Origin of the sequence: Acetobacter estunensis (assembly GCF_011516945.1) — a bacterium.
Taxonomy (GTDB): Bacteria; Pseudomonadota; Alphaproteobacteria; order Acetobacterales; family Acetobacteraceae; genus Acetobacter; species Acetobacter estunensis.
In genome coordinates, this window is sequence record NZ_WOTH01000020.1 from 34,408 (window position 1) to 51,759 (window position 17,352).

Sequence of the window (17,352 nt, forward strand, 5' to 3'; positions counted from 1 at the left end):
CAGCGGTGTCGTTCAACGGTATGTCCATCCCGGACCGCCCGGAGCGGTCAGTGTTTCGCGTGCGCGGCCGCGCGTTGTTAAGGGAGTGTTCATGACCCAGCCAGCGCGCCTTGTCATTACCCCGGTGAACGGGTTTCGTCAGCTTTCGGACTTCATCCGGCTGCCGCGTCGCCTTTATGCGGGGATGGCGGGCTATATGCCGCCTCTCGACATGGAACAGCGTGCGCTGCTCGATCCGAAGCACTCCGGATTCTACAGTCATGGCGAGGGGCAGTATTTTCTGGCGATGCGCGATGGCCGACCGGTGGGGCGTGTCTCCGCGCAGGTGGACAGGCTGATCGAGAAAACCTCTCCCGCGACGGGGCTAACGCCGACCACCGGCTTTTTCGGTGCGCTCGATGCGGTCGATCCATCGGTTGTGAAGCCCCTGCTCGACACGGCGGCGGCGTGGCTGAAAAGCCGTGGCATGACGAAGATGCTGGGTCCGTGGACCCTCAACAGCAATGGAGAATACGGCATCATGATCGAGGGGCAGCAGGCGCTGCCCATGGTGATGATGCCGTGGCATCCGCCCTATCTCGGGGCGGCTGTGGAGGCGGCCGATCTGGGAAAGACCATGGACGTTCTTTCCTACCAGATGGAGATGGGGCCAGAGGCGGAAGCTGCGCATATCGTTCCGCGCACGTTGCAGGTGGGGGAAGGCCGGCTGGGGGCGCTGTCGGTTCGTAAACTCGATCCGCGCAATGTCGAACGGGATGGAGAGATTCTGCGGTCTCTCTATAACGGTACGTGGCAGGACACCTGGGGTTTCATTCCCTACACCCATGAAGAAATGGCAGGCATGATCCGTGATATCCGCCCCATTCTGAAAGCCGAACATTTCGTGCTGGTCGAGCAGGAAGGCGCACCTGCTGGTGTAGCGCTTGTGGTGCCAAACGTCTTCGATGTGGCGGGTGACCTCGGTGGTGCGCCATCGCTTCTTGGCTGGGGAAAACTGGGCGTGCGGCTCTTGCGCCACGAGTTTCACTCGGCCCGCGTGATCCTGCTGGGTGTGAGCCGCAAACTGGCGGGCACGGCTCTTGGGGCATTGCTGCCGGCGTTACTCATCCGCGAGTTGATGAACCGGGGGCATGAACTGCCCTATCGCCAGATCGAACTGGGGTGGGTTCTGGAGACCAACCTGCCGATGCGCCGTCTGATCGAGCGTATCGTGCCGGAACCCTGCAAGCGCCACCGGGTCTATTCGCGCGAACTCTGAGGCCCGATTCGTCGAGGGAACACGTTTTCATGACGTGTCCGCAGGGCATGTCTCATGTCGTTTCCCTGCATGGTTCGCCACGCTTTGTTATTTGAAATCCGGGGCTTTTCGGCCGATTGGATATGACTGCAGCGGCGTTGCGAACAATCAGGATCGGGCAGCGGAGTGGGAGCGGGCGACAGCACATCGGCACAGGCAGGGTGGTCGTTTCGCAAACTGATCTGGATGCCTCGCTTCAAAGGCGGTTTTTTCCCGCCGGGCTGGTTCATGTTCTGCATGCGGACATGGATGGCGGTGGTCATCGCTTTGTTCGCGGCCTTCTGGCTCCAGATTTCCTCGCCCGGATCGGCTGCGGTGACCGTCATGATCCTCGCCCAGCCTTTGCGCGGACAGATGCTCTCCAAGGCGCTGTATCGTCTGGCGGGAACGTTTGTCGGCGCTTTTGTGGCGCTCTTTCTTGTCTCCTGCTTCAGTCAGGATCGGGCGATGCTGCTGGGCGGCGTCGCGCTGTGGCTGTCGCTGTGCTGCATCATGGGCACGCTCGAGCGCGATTTCCGCGCTTATGCCGCGATGCTGGCGGGCTACACCGTCGCCCTGATCGCCATCGGCTGCATCGACGCTCCCGAGACGGCCTATGATGTTACCGTCAATCGTGTCTCGGCCATTATCATCGGCATTGCGGCTACAGCGGCGGTGAATGATGTGTTCGGCTCTCCCACGGCATGGGCGCGTCTGTGCGCGGGTCTCGACACGGTTTCGGAGATGGTGGCGCGGATTGCGCGCGATGCTGTGGCGGGACATTCGGTTCCGGATGCGGCGGCCTGTGCGGGCATTGCCGGGCAGATCATGGCGCTGACTTCACAGGTGTCGTTTGCACGAACGGAGATTGCGGACGGTCATCTCCGCATGACAGGCGTGCGCTCGGCCATGGTGGCCATGCTGGAAATGCTCAATTGCAGCCGCGCCATTGCCATGGCGCTGGAACGCGGACTCATTTCCGATGAAGTGGTGCAACGCGCTCGTAAGGCGTTCGGTGCTGGCACGGCCGATACGCCGAAAGAGGCGGTCGAGGATCTGGAGCAGCTTGCCCGTGAGACCCATAAGGACGCGGCGGGCAATGACACGCGCCTTACGCTGGAAGAGGCGTGGTTTGTGGAGCGCACCATGGCGCTACTGTCTTACTGGCGCTGGACGCAGGACGGCCTCGACTGCGTTCACAATGGTGGCCATGCGCGCACGCAGGCACCCGAGATGCGCATCGTGGCCCATCAGGACATCATCCTCGCTCTGCTGAACGGGTTGCGCGTGTTGATCGGTTTTTCGATGACGGCGGGTCTGTGCATCCTTTCGGGGCTGCCCCAGAGCTTTTCCGCTCTTTCGCAGACAGCCATTGTGCTGACACTGGCCGCCACGACCTACAATGTGCGGGCCTTCGGAATGGGAGCGCTGATTGGCCTGCCGCTGGCTATCATCACGGCCGCAATCCTGAATTTCGGTATTCTGCCGCACGGCTCGGACATGGTGTTTTATTCCGTGATGGTGCTGCCGGTGATCTTCGGTGGCTGCCTGCTGCTGCTCAACCCCAAGACGGCGGCCGTAGGCTTCAACGCGGGTGTGTTCTTTTTCGTCATTCTGGGTGTGGCGAACGAGCAGAGCTACGATCCGGTCGTCTTCATCAACCGTGATGAGCAGTATCTCTTCGCGGGAATATTGATCTTTATCTCGCTCACGCTGCTCATGCCGCCTTCCGCCCGCACGCGACGCTTTCGCGTGGCGATGGCCATTGGCCACGATCTGCGTCGCCAGTTCGAGGGGCACGGAGAGCAGGCGGGTTCAGCACTTATCAGCCGTCACTATGATCGCCTGACCAAGGTACGCCTGTGGAACAGCTATCTTGCCGCCAACAAGGCACGGGATCGGGTGTTTGCGCGGCTGGCCAGTCTGGACGACATGGGGGCGGCGCTCGCGCGTGCCCGGCGGCATCTGGAGCGTGCGGCCACCATTCCGGAGGTGAGGGCGGAAGCGGAGGCGGCGCTCCGGGCGTCCATCGTCTATAATGTCAATTCCGCCGTCAGCCGCATGTCGCTTCATGGACGCCGCCTGCTGGAACTGTCCATCAACCTGCCACATGGCGAGATGGCGACGGTGCTGGGCGCCGTTTCCGGCATGGCGGGCGCGATCCGGCTTTTGGAGCAGAACCGCTCCGCCATTGAGCTTTATGACCTGTTGCCCGTCCCGAAGATGCAGTGGAGAGCGCTGTGAGGTTCGAGCTTCTTCCGGTCATCAATGTCGGCGGCCTGCTGATGTCGTCGTTTCTGGTTCATGTGGGGCTGGCGCTCATCACCATGCTTTTCGTCAAGCCTTTCCTGACGTGGTCGCGGTTGGACCGGTTCCTGTGGGACGTGCCGCTGGCCGAATTCGGGATGCTCATCATTTTCACCGGGGTCTACACGATCCTGCTCTGACACGCGGACCGCGCGGGGCCTGATGCCTGAGCGGGGAGAAAGGAACCGAGGTTCATGAAACGACACGCACCCTTTGCCGGACGTCAGGCAGACGCCATGCCGGTTGGACGTGTCATGAACAGGAGGACAGTACGTGTTTGAAAAGGCGCGGCGCGTTCTCCAGTTCACCACGACGGGCGTTATTCTCATCATCGCCGCGATCGTCGCGTTTGTGCTGTGGGATTATTATACGGCGGCCCCGTGGACCCGGAACGGGCAGGTCCGTGTGCAGACCGTCAACATCGCGCCGCGTGTGACGGGGCAGATTCTCGCTTTGCATGTGCATGACAACCAGTTCGTACATGCGGGCGATGTGCTTTATGACATTGATCCCTTCGATTTCCGGGTTGCGGTGGCTGTGGCGCAGGCTGTGGCGGACCAACGGCGAGCGGACATGGAACTCAAGGCCGCCCAGCAGGGACGGCGCGACCGTCTGACAGATGCCGCGGCTTCTCGCGAAGAAAAACAGGTCTATGAGGCGACGGCGGCTGTCTCGCGTGCGCAATACGCGCAGGCGTTGGCCAATCTGTCGCAGGCCAAGATCAATCTTGAGCGTACACATGTGCGTAGCACCGTGACCGGGCCGGTTAACAATCTCATCATGCGGGTGGGTGATTTTGCCACGGCGGGCAAGACCAACATCACGGTGATCGATCAGAGTTCGTACTGGGTGGATGGTTATTTCGAGGAAACCAAGATTGGCTCCATCAATATCGGCGATCCGGTGCGTATCGATCTGATGGGTTTTCATGAGCCGCTGTCAGGCCATGTGGTCAGCATCACACGGGGTATCGCGACCCCCAATGCCAACACGGGTGTGCAAGGGCTGCCCACGGTGGATCCCGTCTATACCTGGGTCCGTCTTGCCCAGCGTATTCCGGTGCGGGTGCAGATTGATCATGTGCCGGACAGTGTGACGATGGCGGCGGGCATGACAGCGACGGTCACGGTCGTGGGCAGCAAGGGCCATCGCGCGCATGACTCGCTGCAGGATGCGTTTGAGCGTCTGCATGACACGATGTTTGGAATTGGAGCGGGAACACGGCGGCAATAAAGCAGATGAGAGTGGCGGTTCCGTCTCTCTCCGTTTAAGGTTGCAGACAAAGACTTCGGGAGAAGAGCGGCGTGCAGTGCAGGCGCTGGAGACAGGGGGGATGGATGCTGGCGTGCCTGCTTGTGCAGGCGGCTCTGGTTCTGTCCGTTTTTGCTCCGGTGCGCGCTCTGGCGATGTACGATGTCCCGCAGCAGCCTGCACCGATGCATCATGCCCATCACGACATGATCATGACGGAGTGCGGGAAGACGCAGACGGCCTGTGCGGACCCGAAGATACAGGTCCGGCATCATTCTGCGACGGAGGCCTGTTGTCTGACGGGGACGTGTGTTCTGTCGCCTTTGCCGGAAAGAGTCGGCCCTAAATGGATTGTGCCGCGTCTGGCGGCTCTCGCACGGTATGGTGTTTTTCATACGGTGCCGCGGGATGGACGCACGCCTGCGCCGGATTCTCCTCCTCCCAGATTCCTGGTGTGACGTCGGGGACAAAGTCCCTCTAGCGACAGACGTATGAATGTCTGTGCCGTACACATTTTCCAGGATGATCTGTCATGTCATCGCTTCATGAGCGCCAAACGGCGTCGTTGACCCGTCGTCGTTTCGTCACGGGCGCGGGGCTGCTGGGGGCGGCGCTTGCCTGCCCTCGCAATTTGGAGGCGGTCGAGCCGCCCCGGCCCGCAACGGGTCTCATTCCTTCGGCCGCATCGGTTTTCGATCTTTCCGTAGAGCGTGTTCCGGCTCCTTTGGGGGGAATGTCGGTCATGGCGACCGGCATTAATGGCACGACCCCCATGCCGATCCTGCACTGGCGGCAGGGGGATGAGGTGCAGATCCATGTCACCAATCGGCTGCGTGAGGACACATCCCTGCATTGGCACGGCATCCGTCTGCCGGCCGATATGGATGGGGTTCCGGGACTGAGCTTCGGCGGCATCAAGCCGGGTGAGACATTCACCTATCGCTTTCCCGTCCGTCAGAGCGGAACCTACTGGTATCACAGCCATTCCGGCGGTCAGGAACAGATGGGGATGGTGGGGGCGCTGGTCATCGATCCGGCGGAGGCGTCGCGCCATCGGGTGGACAGGGATTATGTGGTGCTCCTGTCGGACTGGACCGATGCCGATCCGATGGACATCGTCTCCAATCTCAAATTCGACAGCGACTATTACAATTTCCGTCAGCGTACGGTGGGCACGTTTGTACAGGATGCGCGCAGGGACGGACTTGGGGCGACCATTCGCGATCGTCTGACATGGGGAGGCATGAACATGGCCCCCACCGACATCTCGGATGTGTCGGGGATCATCTACACCTATCTCATGAACGGTCAGCCCCCGGGGACGGGATGGACGGGGCTGTTTGCGCCCGGGGAACGGATACGGCTGCGTTTCATCAATGCAGCTTCGATGACGTTGTTCGACGTGCGTATTCCGGGACTGACCATGCAGGTGGTCGGTGCAGACGGAAACGATGTGGAGCCGGTGAGTGTGGATGAGTTCCGTATCTCACCCGCCGAGACATACGATGTGATTGTCCATCCAAGGGAGGAGGGGCCGTACACTGTCTTCGTGCAGTCGGAGGATCGCACGGGATTTGCGCGCGGCACGTTGGCGGTGAGGGATGGCGTGTTGGGGCCTGTTCCACCGATGGATCCGCGCCCTTTGCGCACCATGACGGATATGGGCATGGCTGGCGATGGGCATGGCGGAATGGCGGGCATGGACATGCCGTCCGGCGGCCATGCGTCCTCAGAGAGGGGGGAGATGCCCGGCATGAAGATGCCGGAACATAAAAGTCCGCACGAAAAATCGGCTCCCATGAATATGTCGGATGACGACATGGGAGACATGGATATGAGCGACGAGAAGCCCGCATCTGTCGCAGCGGCGCCATTGAAAAAGGAGCCTCCTGTTCCTCTTCATCCCGGTGTGGAAGTGCAGAGCATTGCCGTGACGTCGATCAATCGATTGGCGGAACCGGGAGCAGGACTGGAGCACAACGGGCGGCGGGTGCTGACCTATGCCGATTTGCGTTCTGTGCGGCTGGGCGAAGATCGCCGTCCGCCCTCGCGTGAGATGACGCTCCATCTGACCGGCAATATGGAGCGTTTCATCTGGGGGTTTGACGGCAAGAAATTTTCCGAAGCCGAGCCGATACGGATGATGCTGGGAGAGAGGCTTCGGCTGGTGCTCATCAACGACACGATGATGGAGCATCCCATTCATCTACATGGGCTGTGGAGTGAACTGGAAAACGGGCAGGGAGAGTATCGTCCTTACAAGCACACCATCACGGTCAAGCCGGGCGAGCGCCTGAGCTATTTGGTGTCGGCCGATACTCCGGGTCTGTGGGCGTTTCATTGCCATCTGCTTTACCACATGGATACGGGCATGTTCCGCACTGTGGTGGTGTCATGAGATATCCCATAGGAGTTGCGGTAGTGCTCTTGCAGGGTGTTGTGGCGGCGCATGCGCAGCATGTCAGCACAGTTTCGACGGTTCCTGTAACGTCGGTGCGTTATGTGAACGGCATCATGCCCACGATGGATCGCAGGCTCTATCTCCATGCCATTCTTGAGCAGTTTGAGGCACGTTATAGCGGCCGCGGCGGAGAGTTCCGTTATGACGGACAGGCTTGGTACGGGACGGATTACGACAAGCTGTGGATCAAATCCGAAGGCACGGTGAGTACTCGGGGCCAATTTGGTGGAGGAGACCACGAGGCCCTCTATGATCGCGCCATCTCAAGGTATTTCGATTTTCAGACAGGAGTGCGTCTGGACATTGACCATGGGCCGACGCGAGCGTGGGGTGCGGTGGGCGTACAGGGGCTGGCTCTTTATTTCTTCGAACTGTCGGCCACGGCCTATTTCAGTGATCGTGGAGCAGCGGGACGTATTGAAGGATCTTACGATATTTTTCTGACGAATCGATTGATTCTTCAGCCGCAGGTCGAATTGAATCTCTATTCGAATGCGGATCGGGCACGTGGAGTAGGGCGCGGCGCATCGGACATTGATGCTGGCTTACGCCTGCGTTATGAATGGTACCGCAAGCTTGCGCCCTATATTGCTGTGACATACGCAGGAACTTTCGGTCAGGCAGCGGATATGGCGCGGAGAGATCAACAGGTGGTGCATGATCTGAATGTGACGTTCGGTGTGCGGACGTGGTTTTGAAATGTCGGCGTTAATCTCTGTTTAAGTAATTTGAGAGAAACGTAATCCAAGCCGTGCGTGCGAACATTTTCTTCAATCGTTCCGGCAGGACTGGTTTCAACGTCATGACAGGACGATGCACATGACAAATCTTCTTCTCATCAAGGCCATGAATTCGCGCATGGCCACGCGCATGCGCGAGCTGCTCGTTGACCGCAAGGGCGTGACGGCTATTGAATACGCGCTACTTGCCGGTGTTCTGGCGGTCATCGTGCTGGCAGCCGCGAAGGGGCTGGGAAGCAGCCTGAAGACTGTATACGGAAGCATTAGCGATACGGTTGGCAGCGCGCCTGGTACAACCTGATTATTGCACCTATTAAATAGTCTAATGGAGAGAGATATTGTACAATTTCATTATTGTGCTGATATCTCTTTCTCTTATTTGTGTGGTTGTTACAGATATTTATAGAAGGTCCATTTATAATTGGACTGTTCTAGTCATATTTCTCATGTCGTTGGGTCTGGCGGTCCTGAGAGGAGACGCTTTGTGTTGTCTTCTGGTCGCAGTCGGTCTGGTTCCTGTTCTTTATGTCCTGTGGCGCTGTCATCTTTTTGGTGGAGGTGATGTGAAGCTGATGATCGGATTGGTTCCGGTCGTTCCGGTTGCCGGCTTGCTATCGTTATTTCTCTCCATCGCTGTTGCCGGAAGTATCGTTGCAGGTGCGTGCCTTGCCTGGCGTTGGATAAAGTTAGTGACAGGGCGGGGTGATATCGGAGATCAGACCGTTCCCTATGGAGTGGCGATTGCCGCCGGAACATTCATAAATCTCTATCATTTCTAAGGCAGACTCGCCGGCATGTACAGAAACTGGCCTTATATCTGCATCATGATTCTGAGTTGTCTGTGTGGCTACCTTATGTACCAGCAGACACAGCGGAAGGAAGCTCCGCATCCTGTCGTCCAATTGGCCAAACCTGAACCTCGTGTAGCCATTCTCACGGCCAAGCAGGATCTGCACGCGGGTGAAGTGCTGAGTGCCGAAGAGATGGGTGAGGCCTCGGTTCCTAAAGCCTTCATGTCTCCTGGGACGATGCCTGCGTCAGCCACCGTTCGTCAGAGAATGGTCGGGGCTCTGCTGCGGGTATCGGTGCCCAAAGGGGGGGCAATCCGAACAGACGATGTTGTGCACTCTGGGGATGGAAGTTTTCTTGCGGCCCTTCTGATGCCCGGGCAGCGAGGAATCGCGATCTCGATTGATCCCGGCAATGCTGTGGGAGGGCTTATCTGGCCAGGTGATCATGTCGATGTGCTTTTGGTGCCAACAATAAATACTGCGAACAGCGCAGCAGGTGAGCATTCCCAGGCTGCGGAAACCATCCTGCGTAATGTCAGAGTCGTGGCTATCGATCAGCGGTTGATACGCGGCGTCAGCCCGAATCCCGCTAATCAGAGTAATGCAAGAACAGCTGTTCTTGAGTTGTCACCAGCCGATGCTCAGAAGCTGGCTCTTGCGCAAAAAATGGGGCGGATAATCCTTACTCTGCGTTCTCTCATGCGGCTTCCGTCTGATCCGGATGCCGCGGGAACGGTCTGGAATGAAGATGTTTTTCAGCCCGAATTCAGGGAAAAAAAAGAAGTTGAGCCTACTGTTCCTGTGACCTCGACATCGCTTCGAGTGTTTAACGGTCTGGCGGAAGTTTCAAGTAATGCGCATTGATTTAATTGCAATGATAGGGTGGTTATGCCTTTCGACAGCCTTTGTGGTGGTCGCAGCAGGTAACGTTCCGTCATCAGCGCAAGCTGCGCCAGTCTCCTCGGCCATTACGCTTGAGGTTGGCACCGGTAAATTAATTGAATTGAAAACTGGAGCTGCCAGCGCATTCGCTGCAAATCCGAAAGTGGCAGAGGTTAGGCCGGCAAGTTCCACGACGTTATTCGTTTTTGGTACAGGGCCAGGTCGCACCACAATTTCGGCGGCGGATCAGGAGGGGCATCCTGTTGGACAATATGACATTGCTGTCCTTCCGCAGCAGTATGCTGCTTCACGCACCACTCGGTTAAGCGAGCAGGAAGCGTCAACCAAAGTGCATTCTCGTTTCGGTGAGAAGGGCATGACTTTGGAAGGAATGGCGGCTACCCCTGAGCGCGCTGCGCGAGTGGAAGAAGCTGCTCGTGATGAAGCCGGTGATAGTCCGGTTTATAATCATTTGAGAATGAAGGAATCGGCGCAGGTTAATTTGCAGGTGCGGATTGTTGAGATGTCTCGGCAATTGGTTCGAGAGATTGGTGTGGAATGGGAGAGCATGAATGCGCTGGGAACAAGCGCAGTTATTGGAGTGGCCACCAAAAATCCACTAGCGGCAATGGCTACGAGTCAAAGCAGCTTTTCGTTTTTGTCTAGATTTCGTGTTGCAGGTCATCCGACTACCCTTGAAACGATCATTGATGTCTTGGCACAAGATCAGTTGGTTCACACGTTGGCGGAACCTAATCTGACAACTTTGAGTGGTGAGCCAGCAAGCTTTCTTGTCGGTGGCGAATTTCCGATACCGATTTCGTCTTATGGCAACACTGTTTCGGTTCAATTTAAGCAGTACGGTGTGGCTCTTTCTTTTGTTCCGACTGTTTTGACATCTGGTCGTATTAGTTTGCATGTGCGCCCTGAGGTCAGTCAGTTGACGAGTACTGGTGCTGTTTCGTTTGGTGAGGGAAATAATAGCATTAGTATTCCGGCTCTCACAGTAAGCCGAGCTGATACAACAGTAGAATTGGGGAGCGGTCAGAGTTTTGCTATAGCAGGGTTGTTTCAAGATAGTGCAACAGTAGCAGGCTTGGGTTTGCCAGGATTGGGAGATATTCCAATTCTTGGTGCGTTGTTTCGATCCGATAGTTTTCAGCATAATCAAAGTGAATTGGTTATTATAGTAACGCCATATATTGTTCGCCCTGTGCAAAATCCTGATCTTTTGTCTCGGCCAGATGATAATTGGACACCGCCTGACGATTATAACCGTGTGTTGCGGTTGAGGCAGAGTGGAGTGGCTTCTTCCCGAAAAGGGTCAGGGAAGCAAGGAGAGTCGTCCCCAAAAGAACCATTAGATGTCGGATTTATGGTAGAATAGGATGATAAGTCTGATGTCGATGCGAACTTTCTTAGTTGTCCCTCTTTTATTCTTTGGAGGATGTGCGGAAATCGATCCTCCTTATATGCAGGGACGATGGAACTCCCCGAATTCCAATCAGCGTAATCTTGTTTTACAAGTAGCATCACCTTCTGATATTTTTAATGGAAGGCATGATGTGGATTACGATGCTAAGCAGGTGACGGATGCCGTACATCGTTTCCGTGATGGAAAAACAAAAACGATTGAGCGTTTGCAGGTTACAAATGTGGCGAATAGCCAGTCGAATGGAGGCACTGGACAATGAGCCAGTTCCGGATGCTGGATTTAGGGCAGAGTTTTGAAGGCGCCAAATCAAAATCCTCTCGACAGGTTGTCGTCCAAGCTTTTGTGGCAGATGTCGCAAGTGAGAATATTTTGCGTGAAATTCTGGATGAATTTCAGCCAGGAAATTACTCAATTGCATGTCAATCGTGTTCGGTAGCCACCTCAAAATTGAGGAAGGGGGCAACGCCTAAAATTCTCATCATTGATGTTTCTGGAGAAGATCAGCCTCTCACTGCGCTGGGCGAACTTGCGAATGTTATTGAACCAGATGTAAAAGTGCTAGTAATCGGTGATCGACAGGATGCCAATTTTTATAGACAGCTTACACGGGGGTTGGGTGTAGCTGAATATTTATATAAACCGCTTAACCGTGCGATGGTAACACGATTTTTCGGTCCGTTTCTGGCGGATGGTGATTTCGAGCTTCATGCTGCCCGAGGAGGAAGGGTAATTGGGTTTTTGGGCGTGAGGGGCGGTGTTGGAACAACAACGATTGCTTCTAATTTCGCGTGGTATTTGGGAGAAGTAGCTAGAAGACATACATTAATCATCGATGGCGATCTCTATACTGGGTCAGTGTCTATTCTTCTTGGAACACGTGTAGATGGAGGTTTAAAGACAGCTTTCGAAGCTCCGCAGCGTGTTGATGAATTGTTTATTGAGCGTAGTGCGCAGCGTGTAGGAGCCCGATGTGACGTTTTGGGATCGCAAATTAATTTAACTGATACTTTGATTGTAGATGAGAGAGCGCCTTTTCACCTTATCGATGTTGTCAAAAAAAAATACAATTATATAGCTATCGATATGCCTGGACTCGATGATGAGATTTCTAGGAAAATGCTGGAGTTATGCGAACAAAATGTGCTGGTGATGGATCCAACATTATCAGCTTTGCGAGATGCTTTGCGGTTTGTTGCAAGCATTAAGTCTCAATCTAAAATGTCTCGACCTCTTATTGTTCTCAATAAATTTGGCATACCAGGCTCTCTTTCACTTAAGGAGATTTCAGATGGTTTTGGGCGTCCCCCAGATGTAATTATCCCGTTTACACCTAAAATATTGAATGAATCTGAAATATCTGGATGTCCAGCAGCAAGTTTAAAAGGTAATTTTAGGTCGTCTATTGGGAATCTCTCCCAAGAGGCTGCTTCTGTTATGATGCCGGATGGTCTAGAAGAGAAATCGTTTTTTAAATCGTGCTTGAATCAGATTGTTGCGAGGTTTCGGCCATGACTATTTCCCCGTCGTTTGGAAAAAAAACGTCAAATAGGCCTGATATACATTTTGATAGCGACATAGTACATCCGGCACATAAAGAAATGATTGTGCAGTGGACTGAGTTGCATGGTTTGTGTTTGGAGCGACTGGATCCTATTGCGGTTTCAAAACTTTCATCTGAGAGGCTTATCCCTGAGATTGAGCGTGTTGTTAATGAAATAGCGAACGAAAAAAGAGTTCAGCTTAACGCGAGAGAGCAAAAGCTTTTAGCCAATGAGTTGGTTAATGATATTAATGGTTTGGGCCCAATTCAGCCCTTGCTTGATGATGATAAAATTACCGATATTATGGTAAATGGACCGTATAAAAATTTTATAGAAAAATACGGAAAGTTAGCGGATTCTGGAATAAAATTCAGAGATAGACGTCATTTGATTGCAGTTAGTCAGAGGATAGCGTCTGGTGTTGGGCGTAGAGTTGATGAATCTAGCCCAACCGTTGACGCTAGATTAGAAGATGGTTCACGAGTAAATATCGTTTTTCCTCCTTTAGCATTAGATGGTCCTTATCTTTCAATTAGAAAATTTTCTAGAAGAAAGATAGATTTTAAACAGTTAGTTGAAAATGGTAGCTGTTCTGTAAAAGTAGCGAAATTACTTGAAATAGCATCTAGGATACGATTAAATGTTATTATTTCTGGTGGTACAGGGTCTGGAAAGACAACACTAATGAATGCTATGTCGCGTTTAATAGACCCAGGAGAAAGAATAATTACTGTAGAGGATGCCGCTGAGTTACAATTTCAGCAACCTCATGTTGTTAGGTTGGAAACTCGACCTCCTTCTATTGAAGGTAATGGTGAGATTACACAAAGAGATTTGGTAAGGAATGCTTTGCGGATGCGTCCTGATAGAATTATTATTGGTGAGGTGCGTGGAGCTGAAGCATTTGATATGCTTCAAGCTATGAATACGGGACATGATGGAAGTATGTCAACTATTCATGCTAATACGACCAGAGATGCTCTTACGAGAATAGAAAATATGGTACAAATGGGAAATTTTGGACTTTCTGCTGGTGCTATTAGGACACAGATTGTAGGTGCAGTCGATTTGATTGTTCAGATAGAGCGTCAGAGAGATGGAGTAAGAAGAATAGTACAAATAACTGATGTTTCTGGTATTGAAGGTGACGTGGTAACATTGAATGACGTGATTAGCTTTAGTATGGATGGGGAAGGATATGATGGAAAAATACAAGGTCATTATAATGTATCAAAATCAAGACCAAGTTTTTATGAATCATTGGTAGGATATCAGTTAGATAAAGCGTGGAACAATACGTTAAATGAGTAATTATTTGATTGTATATATCGAGATAACATTTTTCTCTTTGATGTTTTTCGCTATCTCTTTGTTTTTTGTGGTCAAAAATAATAATAAAAATATAAAAAAAACAAAGAGAATTAAAAGTATAATTTATAATAATTTTAGTGATGATATAAAGTTAGAAAAAGATAGTTTGGTAATTAACAAAGTTAATAAATATGAATTTATTTATAATTTATTTGAAATTATTATTGGAGTAAAATTTAATGCATACGAATTTAGGGAGGGATATATAAGAAAATTTTTTACAATTTCTTTCGCTGCTTTTTTTGGTCTAGTGGTTGTTGTGAGATTTGTCGCAGTATATGTTTTCACATTAAAGTATTTTTTGTTTTCTTTGTTTATTTATTCTATTTTATTGAAGATTCTTTTAATGAGAAAATATGGTATTTATAAATCTAAATTAATAGAGCAATTGCCTGATGCTGTGTTTATGATGTCTAGAAGTTTAAAAATTGGCATTTCATTGCCAAGGAGTTTAGAAATTGTTGCGCGTCAAGCACCTCAACCAACAAAAAATTTATTTGATTCTGTTGTGGATAGTATTTCTGTAGGCAAAGACTTATCGGAATCGTTGGATGGGATGTCAAGAGCGTCTAATGTAAATGAATATAGATTTTTTTCAATAATTGTTGGATTGCAATCTCGTACCGGAGGTGGATTGTCGGAAGTGCTCGATAGTTTTGCCGGAAATGTTAGAAAAAAATTGATGGCCAGAAAGAAGGCGATTGCGTTGGCATCGGAAGCTCGATTGAGTTGTTATGTTTTGATGGGTATGCCCATTTTTATGATGATTATGCTTTACTTTGTCGATAAATCCTATTTAAGCGTTTTTTTTGATACTGGTAGTGGATTATTTATATTTATGGTAGCTGTTATTTTATTTTTCCTTGGTGTTGGCTCGATGCTTATCATAATAAAGGTTTTGTTGAGATGAATATGTACATTTTTGTTGTTGTTTTTTTAGTTTTAATATTTATTTCTGTCCATAATGTTTGCGCAAATATTAAAAAAAGAAATAATATAAAGAATAGAGTGTTGAGTTTTTATCGATTTGATGTTGATGTTTCTGCATCTGATTCTGTAAAAAGCGGTGTAATTTTAAATACGTTTTTATTTATTGGTGAGTATATTATAAATTTCCATTTGTTTCCGAAAGATATTATTTATGGTATTAAAAAGAAAGATATTTATAAGTATGATGTTGATGTAAGGATTTTAGTTGGTAGTAAGTTCGGGTGTTCAGTTTCATTTTTTTTGTTTAGTTTATTATTTTCACAAAATATAACCAGTAATTATATTTTTGAGAAGATATTTACTGCGGTATTCCTGTGGTTTGGTTTTATTGTTCCAAATATTTATTTAGATCAACGTTACGCTATTTATTTAAGATCTGTGGAAATGGGGATGGGTGATGCATTGGATATTTTTTTAGTCTGTGCAGAGTCTGGTTTGGCCATGGAACCCAGCATGGAGCGCGTTTCTTCAGAAATGAAATCCTTAAATCCAAATGTAGCTAAAGAATTTCGTAAAACAGTTGATGAAATGAGGGTTAATTCCGATCAGATGCAGGCGATTGAAGCATTGGGAAAACGAACAGGAATCCCGGCATTGGAACGACTAAGCGCTGCTCTCTCCCAAAGTTTGGAAACGGGAACACCTCTCGCGTCGGTTCTAAGGATTTTGGTTTCTGAAATACGAGAAGAAAAGCTAACAAATTTTGAAGCAAGAGCTGCTAAGCTTTCTGTCATCTTAACATTTCCTATGATAATCTTTCTTTTACCATGTATGTTTATTATTGTTGCAGGTCCAGCTATTGTGAATGTAATGAGTATTTTAAAAAAATAAGGTGGTGTGATTTGTTTTTTTATATACTTTTTATGGTGATTTCTGTGTTGATTTCTGGATGTTCTGCGCAGCAGGACTTCTCAGAAAAAGATTTAGACGTGATTGATGCTCAGTTGGCCAGTGGGGCAACGGAGAATGCGATGTATGAGTTGAATGACTTATATCATCGCTACCCGAGAAATTATGAAATAATTATGCGTGAGGCTGCTGCGAATTCAATGCTGCAACGGCAAGATGCGGCAATTTCTCTTTATAAAGAAGCGTTATCTATTCGTCCCGAATCGAAAGAAGCATGGGTGGGATTAGCTCGTATTTACATAAACAAAGATCCGTCCAGATCGCAGAAGATTCTAGAAAAAATAACTGCGTTTTATCCTAACGACGTGCACGTTATGAATGATTATGGTATTTCATTAGATTTGAACGGAAAATGTTCCGAAGCGCAGGAGGTTTATCGAAAAGCTATTTCGTTAGATCCGACGCAAATATCTCCAGAAATTAATTTGGCTCTATCTCTTGCACTGTCTGGGGATGCAAAAACAGGACTTTCTGTCATTAAACCATATGCAATGGCACAAGATGCCACGTCAAAAGTGCAGGAAGATTATGCTGCGGTATTGGTTGCTAATGGTCGACTTTCAGAAGCCGAGGCGATTTTGTACAAATATATTCCAGATAAAAAAGTTAATGAGCACATGAAAAAATTGAAGGAAATATGGGGATACAAAAATGCAAAAGTTATATTTTTGCATTAAATACTATTAAGTTGTTTAAAGAAAGTTTTGAATGATATTCAATGGAAATCAAGGTTCTTCTTGATGATTTTGAGCAGCTTTATTTTTTATACTATAGTTGTGAGTGGGAATTATGATTGTATAATATAATATTAAATATGTATAAATAAAATAATAATTTTAGAAATTATGGAATTTTCATTTAATATACGCTATTTCGTAGTAGATATTCCGGAAAATAACTGCATAGCTTTTCGAGTAACTTGCTTCTGGTAAGCATTGTTCAGACTCGGCGTATGAGAATGATAATTGCCGATTGCCTGCATCAGGTCACCATGCGTCTCATTCATATAGGTCCGTAGGATCATCGCCGAAGCAGCGATATTGAAACAGCCGTCTGACACGAGGCGTGCTGCTGTCTGCACGGCGGGCATATGTGTGATCTGGGAAATTGTGGTGATCCATTGCGTGTTAATTTGCATGAGTCCGAGATCATCCGTGCCGTTGGCGTTACGGTGGACGAGGCCGATCGCTCCTCGTTCAACTTCCCATATTGCGGGAAGCACTCGTGGCGGTATGTCGTAACGGATGGCGGCGGCAAGCATGCAGGCAAGAAGGGGAGCGGGCATGTAGGTGGAGGGATCGAAGAACCCTTGATTGATGTGCTTGGCCGGTAATTTCTGGGTTTTGGCGATTTGATTGACGGTTTTTGCGATGGCGTCCAGTCTGCGTTTTGAGCAGA

Annotated in this window: 19 protein-coding genes; 17 read left to right on the plus strand and 2 right to left on the minus strand. The window is 50.4% G+C overall.

Annotated features, from left to right (window positions below; all coding sequences use genetic code 11):
- Nucleotides 1–91 precede the first annotated feature (91 nt).
- Nucleotides 92–1,258 carry a hypothetical protein gene (locus tag GOB87_RS10270; protein ID WP_166316203.1) on the plus strand — a complete coding sequence of 389 codons (1,167 nt, stop codon included), beginning with the start codon at nt 92–94 and terminating at the stop codon, nt 1,256–1,258.
- On the opposite strand, the gene GOB87_RS16570 is transcribed toward GOB87_RS10270, so the two are convergent.
- Complete coding sequence (locus GOB87_RS16570) at nt 1,240–1,623, minus strand: hypothetical protein (RefSeq protein ID WP_194303319.1); 384 nt, start codon at nt 1,621–1,623, stop codon at nt 1,240–1,242. The genes GOB87_RS10270 and GOB87_RS16570 overlap by 19 nt on opposite strands.
- Here GOB87_RS16570 and GOB87_RS10275 point away from each other — a divergent pair.
- The 16 genes from GOB87_RS10275 to GOB87_RS10350 all read left to right on the plus strand — a co-directional run bounded on the left by GOB87_RS10275 (nt 1,526) and on the right by GOB87_RS10350 (nt 16,631).
- Nucleotides 1,526–3,520 carry an FUSC family protein gene (locus tag GOB87_RS10275; RefSeq protein ID WP_194303317.1) on the plus strand — a complete coding sequence of 665 codons (1,995 nt, stop codon included), beginning with the start codon at nt 1,526–1,528 and terminating at the stop codon, nt 3,518–3,520. The genes GOB87_RS16570 and GOB87_RS10275 overlap by 98 nt on opposite strands.
- Nucleotides 3,517–3,723 carry a DUF1656 domain-containing protein gene (locus GOB87_RS10280; protein ID WP_166316206.1) on the plus strand — a complete coding sequence of 69 codons (207 nt, stop codon included), beginning with the start codon at nt 3,517–3,519 and terminating at the stop codon, nt 3,721–3,723. Before GOB87_RS10275 ends, GOB87_RS10280 begins: the two co-directional genes overlap by 4 nt.
- Nucleotides 3,724–3,856: 133 nt before the next feature.
- Nucleotides 3,857–4,816: an HlyD family efflux transporter periplasmic adaptor subunit gene (locus GOB87_RS10285; protein ID WP_166316209.1), complete on the plus strand. Its 960-nt coding sequence runs from the start codon at nt 3,857–3,859 to the stop codon at nt 4,814–4,816.
- Nucleotides 4,817–4,887: 71 nt separating this feature from the next.
- Nucleotides 4,888–5,292, plus strand: coding sequence for a hypothetical protein (locus tag GOB87_RS10290; RefSeq protein ID WP_166316212.1), 405 nt, complete (start codon nt 4,888–4,890; stop codon nt 5,290–5,292).
- 74 nt (nt 5,293–5,366) lie between these two features.
- On the plus strand, nt 5,367–7,232 hold the full coding sequence (locus tag GOB87_RS10295; protein WP_166316215.1) for a copper resistance system multicopper oxidase: 1,866 nt from the start codon (nt 5,367–5,369) through the stop codon (nt 7,230–7,232).
- Nucleotides 7,229–7,993 (plus strand): copper resistance protein B, encoded by a 765-nt coding sequence (locus tag GOB87_RS10300; RefSeq protein WP_166316218.1) that lies wholly within the window; start codon nt 7,229–7,231, stop codon nt 7,991–7,993. The genes GOB87_RS10295 and GOB87_RS10300 overlap by 4 nt, the downstream gene beginning before the upstream one ends.
- Nucleotides 7,994–8,114: 121 nt before the next feature.
- A complete protein-coding gene (locus GOB87_RS10305) occupies nt 8,115–8,336 on the plus strand; it encodes a Flp family type IVb pilin (protein ID WP_166316221.1) in 222 nt (73 codons plus the stop codon).
- Nucleotides 8,337–8,373: 37 nt separating this feature from the next.
- Nucleotides 8,374–8,814 carry an A24 family peptidase gene (locus GOB87_RS10310; RefSeq protein WP_166316224.1) on the plus strand — a complete coding sequence of 147 codons (441 nt, stop codon included), beginning with the start codon at nt 8,374–8,376 and terminating at the stop codon, nt 8,812–8,814.
- Nucleotides 8,815–8,829: 15 nt separating this feature from the next.
- Entirely contained in the window at nt 8,830–9,690 is an 861-nt protein-coding gene (cpaB, locus tag GOB87_RS10315; protein WP_166316227.1) for a Flp pilus assembly protein CpaB, read from the plus strand.
- Entirely contained in the window at nt 9,680–11,095 is a 1,416-nt protein-coding gene (locus tag GOB87_RS10320) for a type II and III secretion system protein family protein (protein ID WP_166316230.1), read from the plus strand. The genes cpaB and GOB87_RS10320 overlap by 11 nt, the downstream gene beginning before the upstream one ends.
- A 13-nt stretch (nt 11,096–11,108) precedes the next feature.
- Nucleotides 11,109–11,402 carry a hypothetical protein gene (locus GOB87_RS10325; protein WP_166316233.1) on the plus strand — a complete coding sequence of 98 codons (294 nt, stop codon included), beginning with the start codon at nt 11,109–11,111 and terminating at the stop codon, nt 11,400–11,402.
- Nucleotides 11,399–12,655, plus strand: a complete 1,257-nt coding sequence (locus GOB87_RS10330; protein ID WP_166316236.1) for an AAA family ATPase — start codon at nt 11,399–11,401, stop codon at nt 12,653–12,655. The genes GOB87_RS10325 and GOB87_RS10330 overlap by 4 nt, the downstream gene beginning before the upstream one ends.
- Complete coding sequence (locus GOB87_RS10335) at nt 12,652–13,995, plus strand: CpaF family protein (RefSeq protein WP_166316239.1); 1,344 nt, start codon at nt 12,652–12,654, stop codon at nt 13,993–13,995. Before GOB87_RS10330 ends, GOB87_RS10335 begins: the two co-directional genes overlap by 4 nt.
- Nucleotides 13,988–14,965, plus strand: a complete 978-nt coding sequence (locus tag GOB87_RS10340) for a type II secretion system F family protein (RefSeq protein ID WP_166316242.1) — start codon at nt 13,988–13,990, stop codon at nt 14,963–14,965. Before GOB87_RS10335 ends, GOB87_RS10340 begins: the two co-directional genes overlap by 8 nt.
- Nucleotides 14,962–15,876 carry a type II secretion system F family protein gene (locus tag GOB87_RS10345; protein ID WP_166316245.1) on the plus strand — a complete coding sequence of 305 codons (915 nt, stop codon included), beginning with the start codon at nt 14,962–14,964 and terminating at the stop codon, nt 15,874–15,876. Before GOB87_RS10340 ends, GOB87_RS10345 begins: the two co-directional genes overlap by 4 nt.
- 44 nt (nt 15,877–15,920) lie before the next feature.
- A complete protein-coding gene (locus GOB87_RS10350) occupies nt 15,921–16,631 on the plus strand; it encodes a tetratricopeptide repeat protein (protein WP_166316248.1) in 711 nt (236 codons plus the stop codon).
- A gap of 191 nt (nt 16,632–16,822) precedes the next feature.
- Here the strand turns inward: GOB87_RS10350 and GOB87_RS10355 are convergent.
- Nucleotides 16,823–17,352: lytic transglycosylase domain-containing protein (locus tag GOB87_RS10355; RefSeq protein ID WP_408737132.1), on the minus strand; the 530-nt coding region annotated here is incomplete at its 5' end.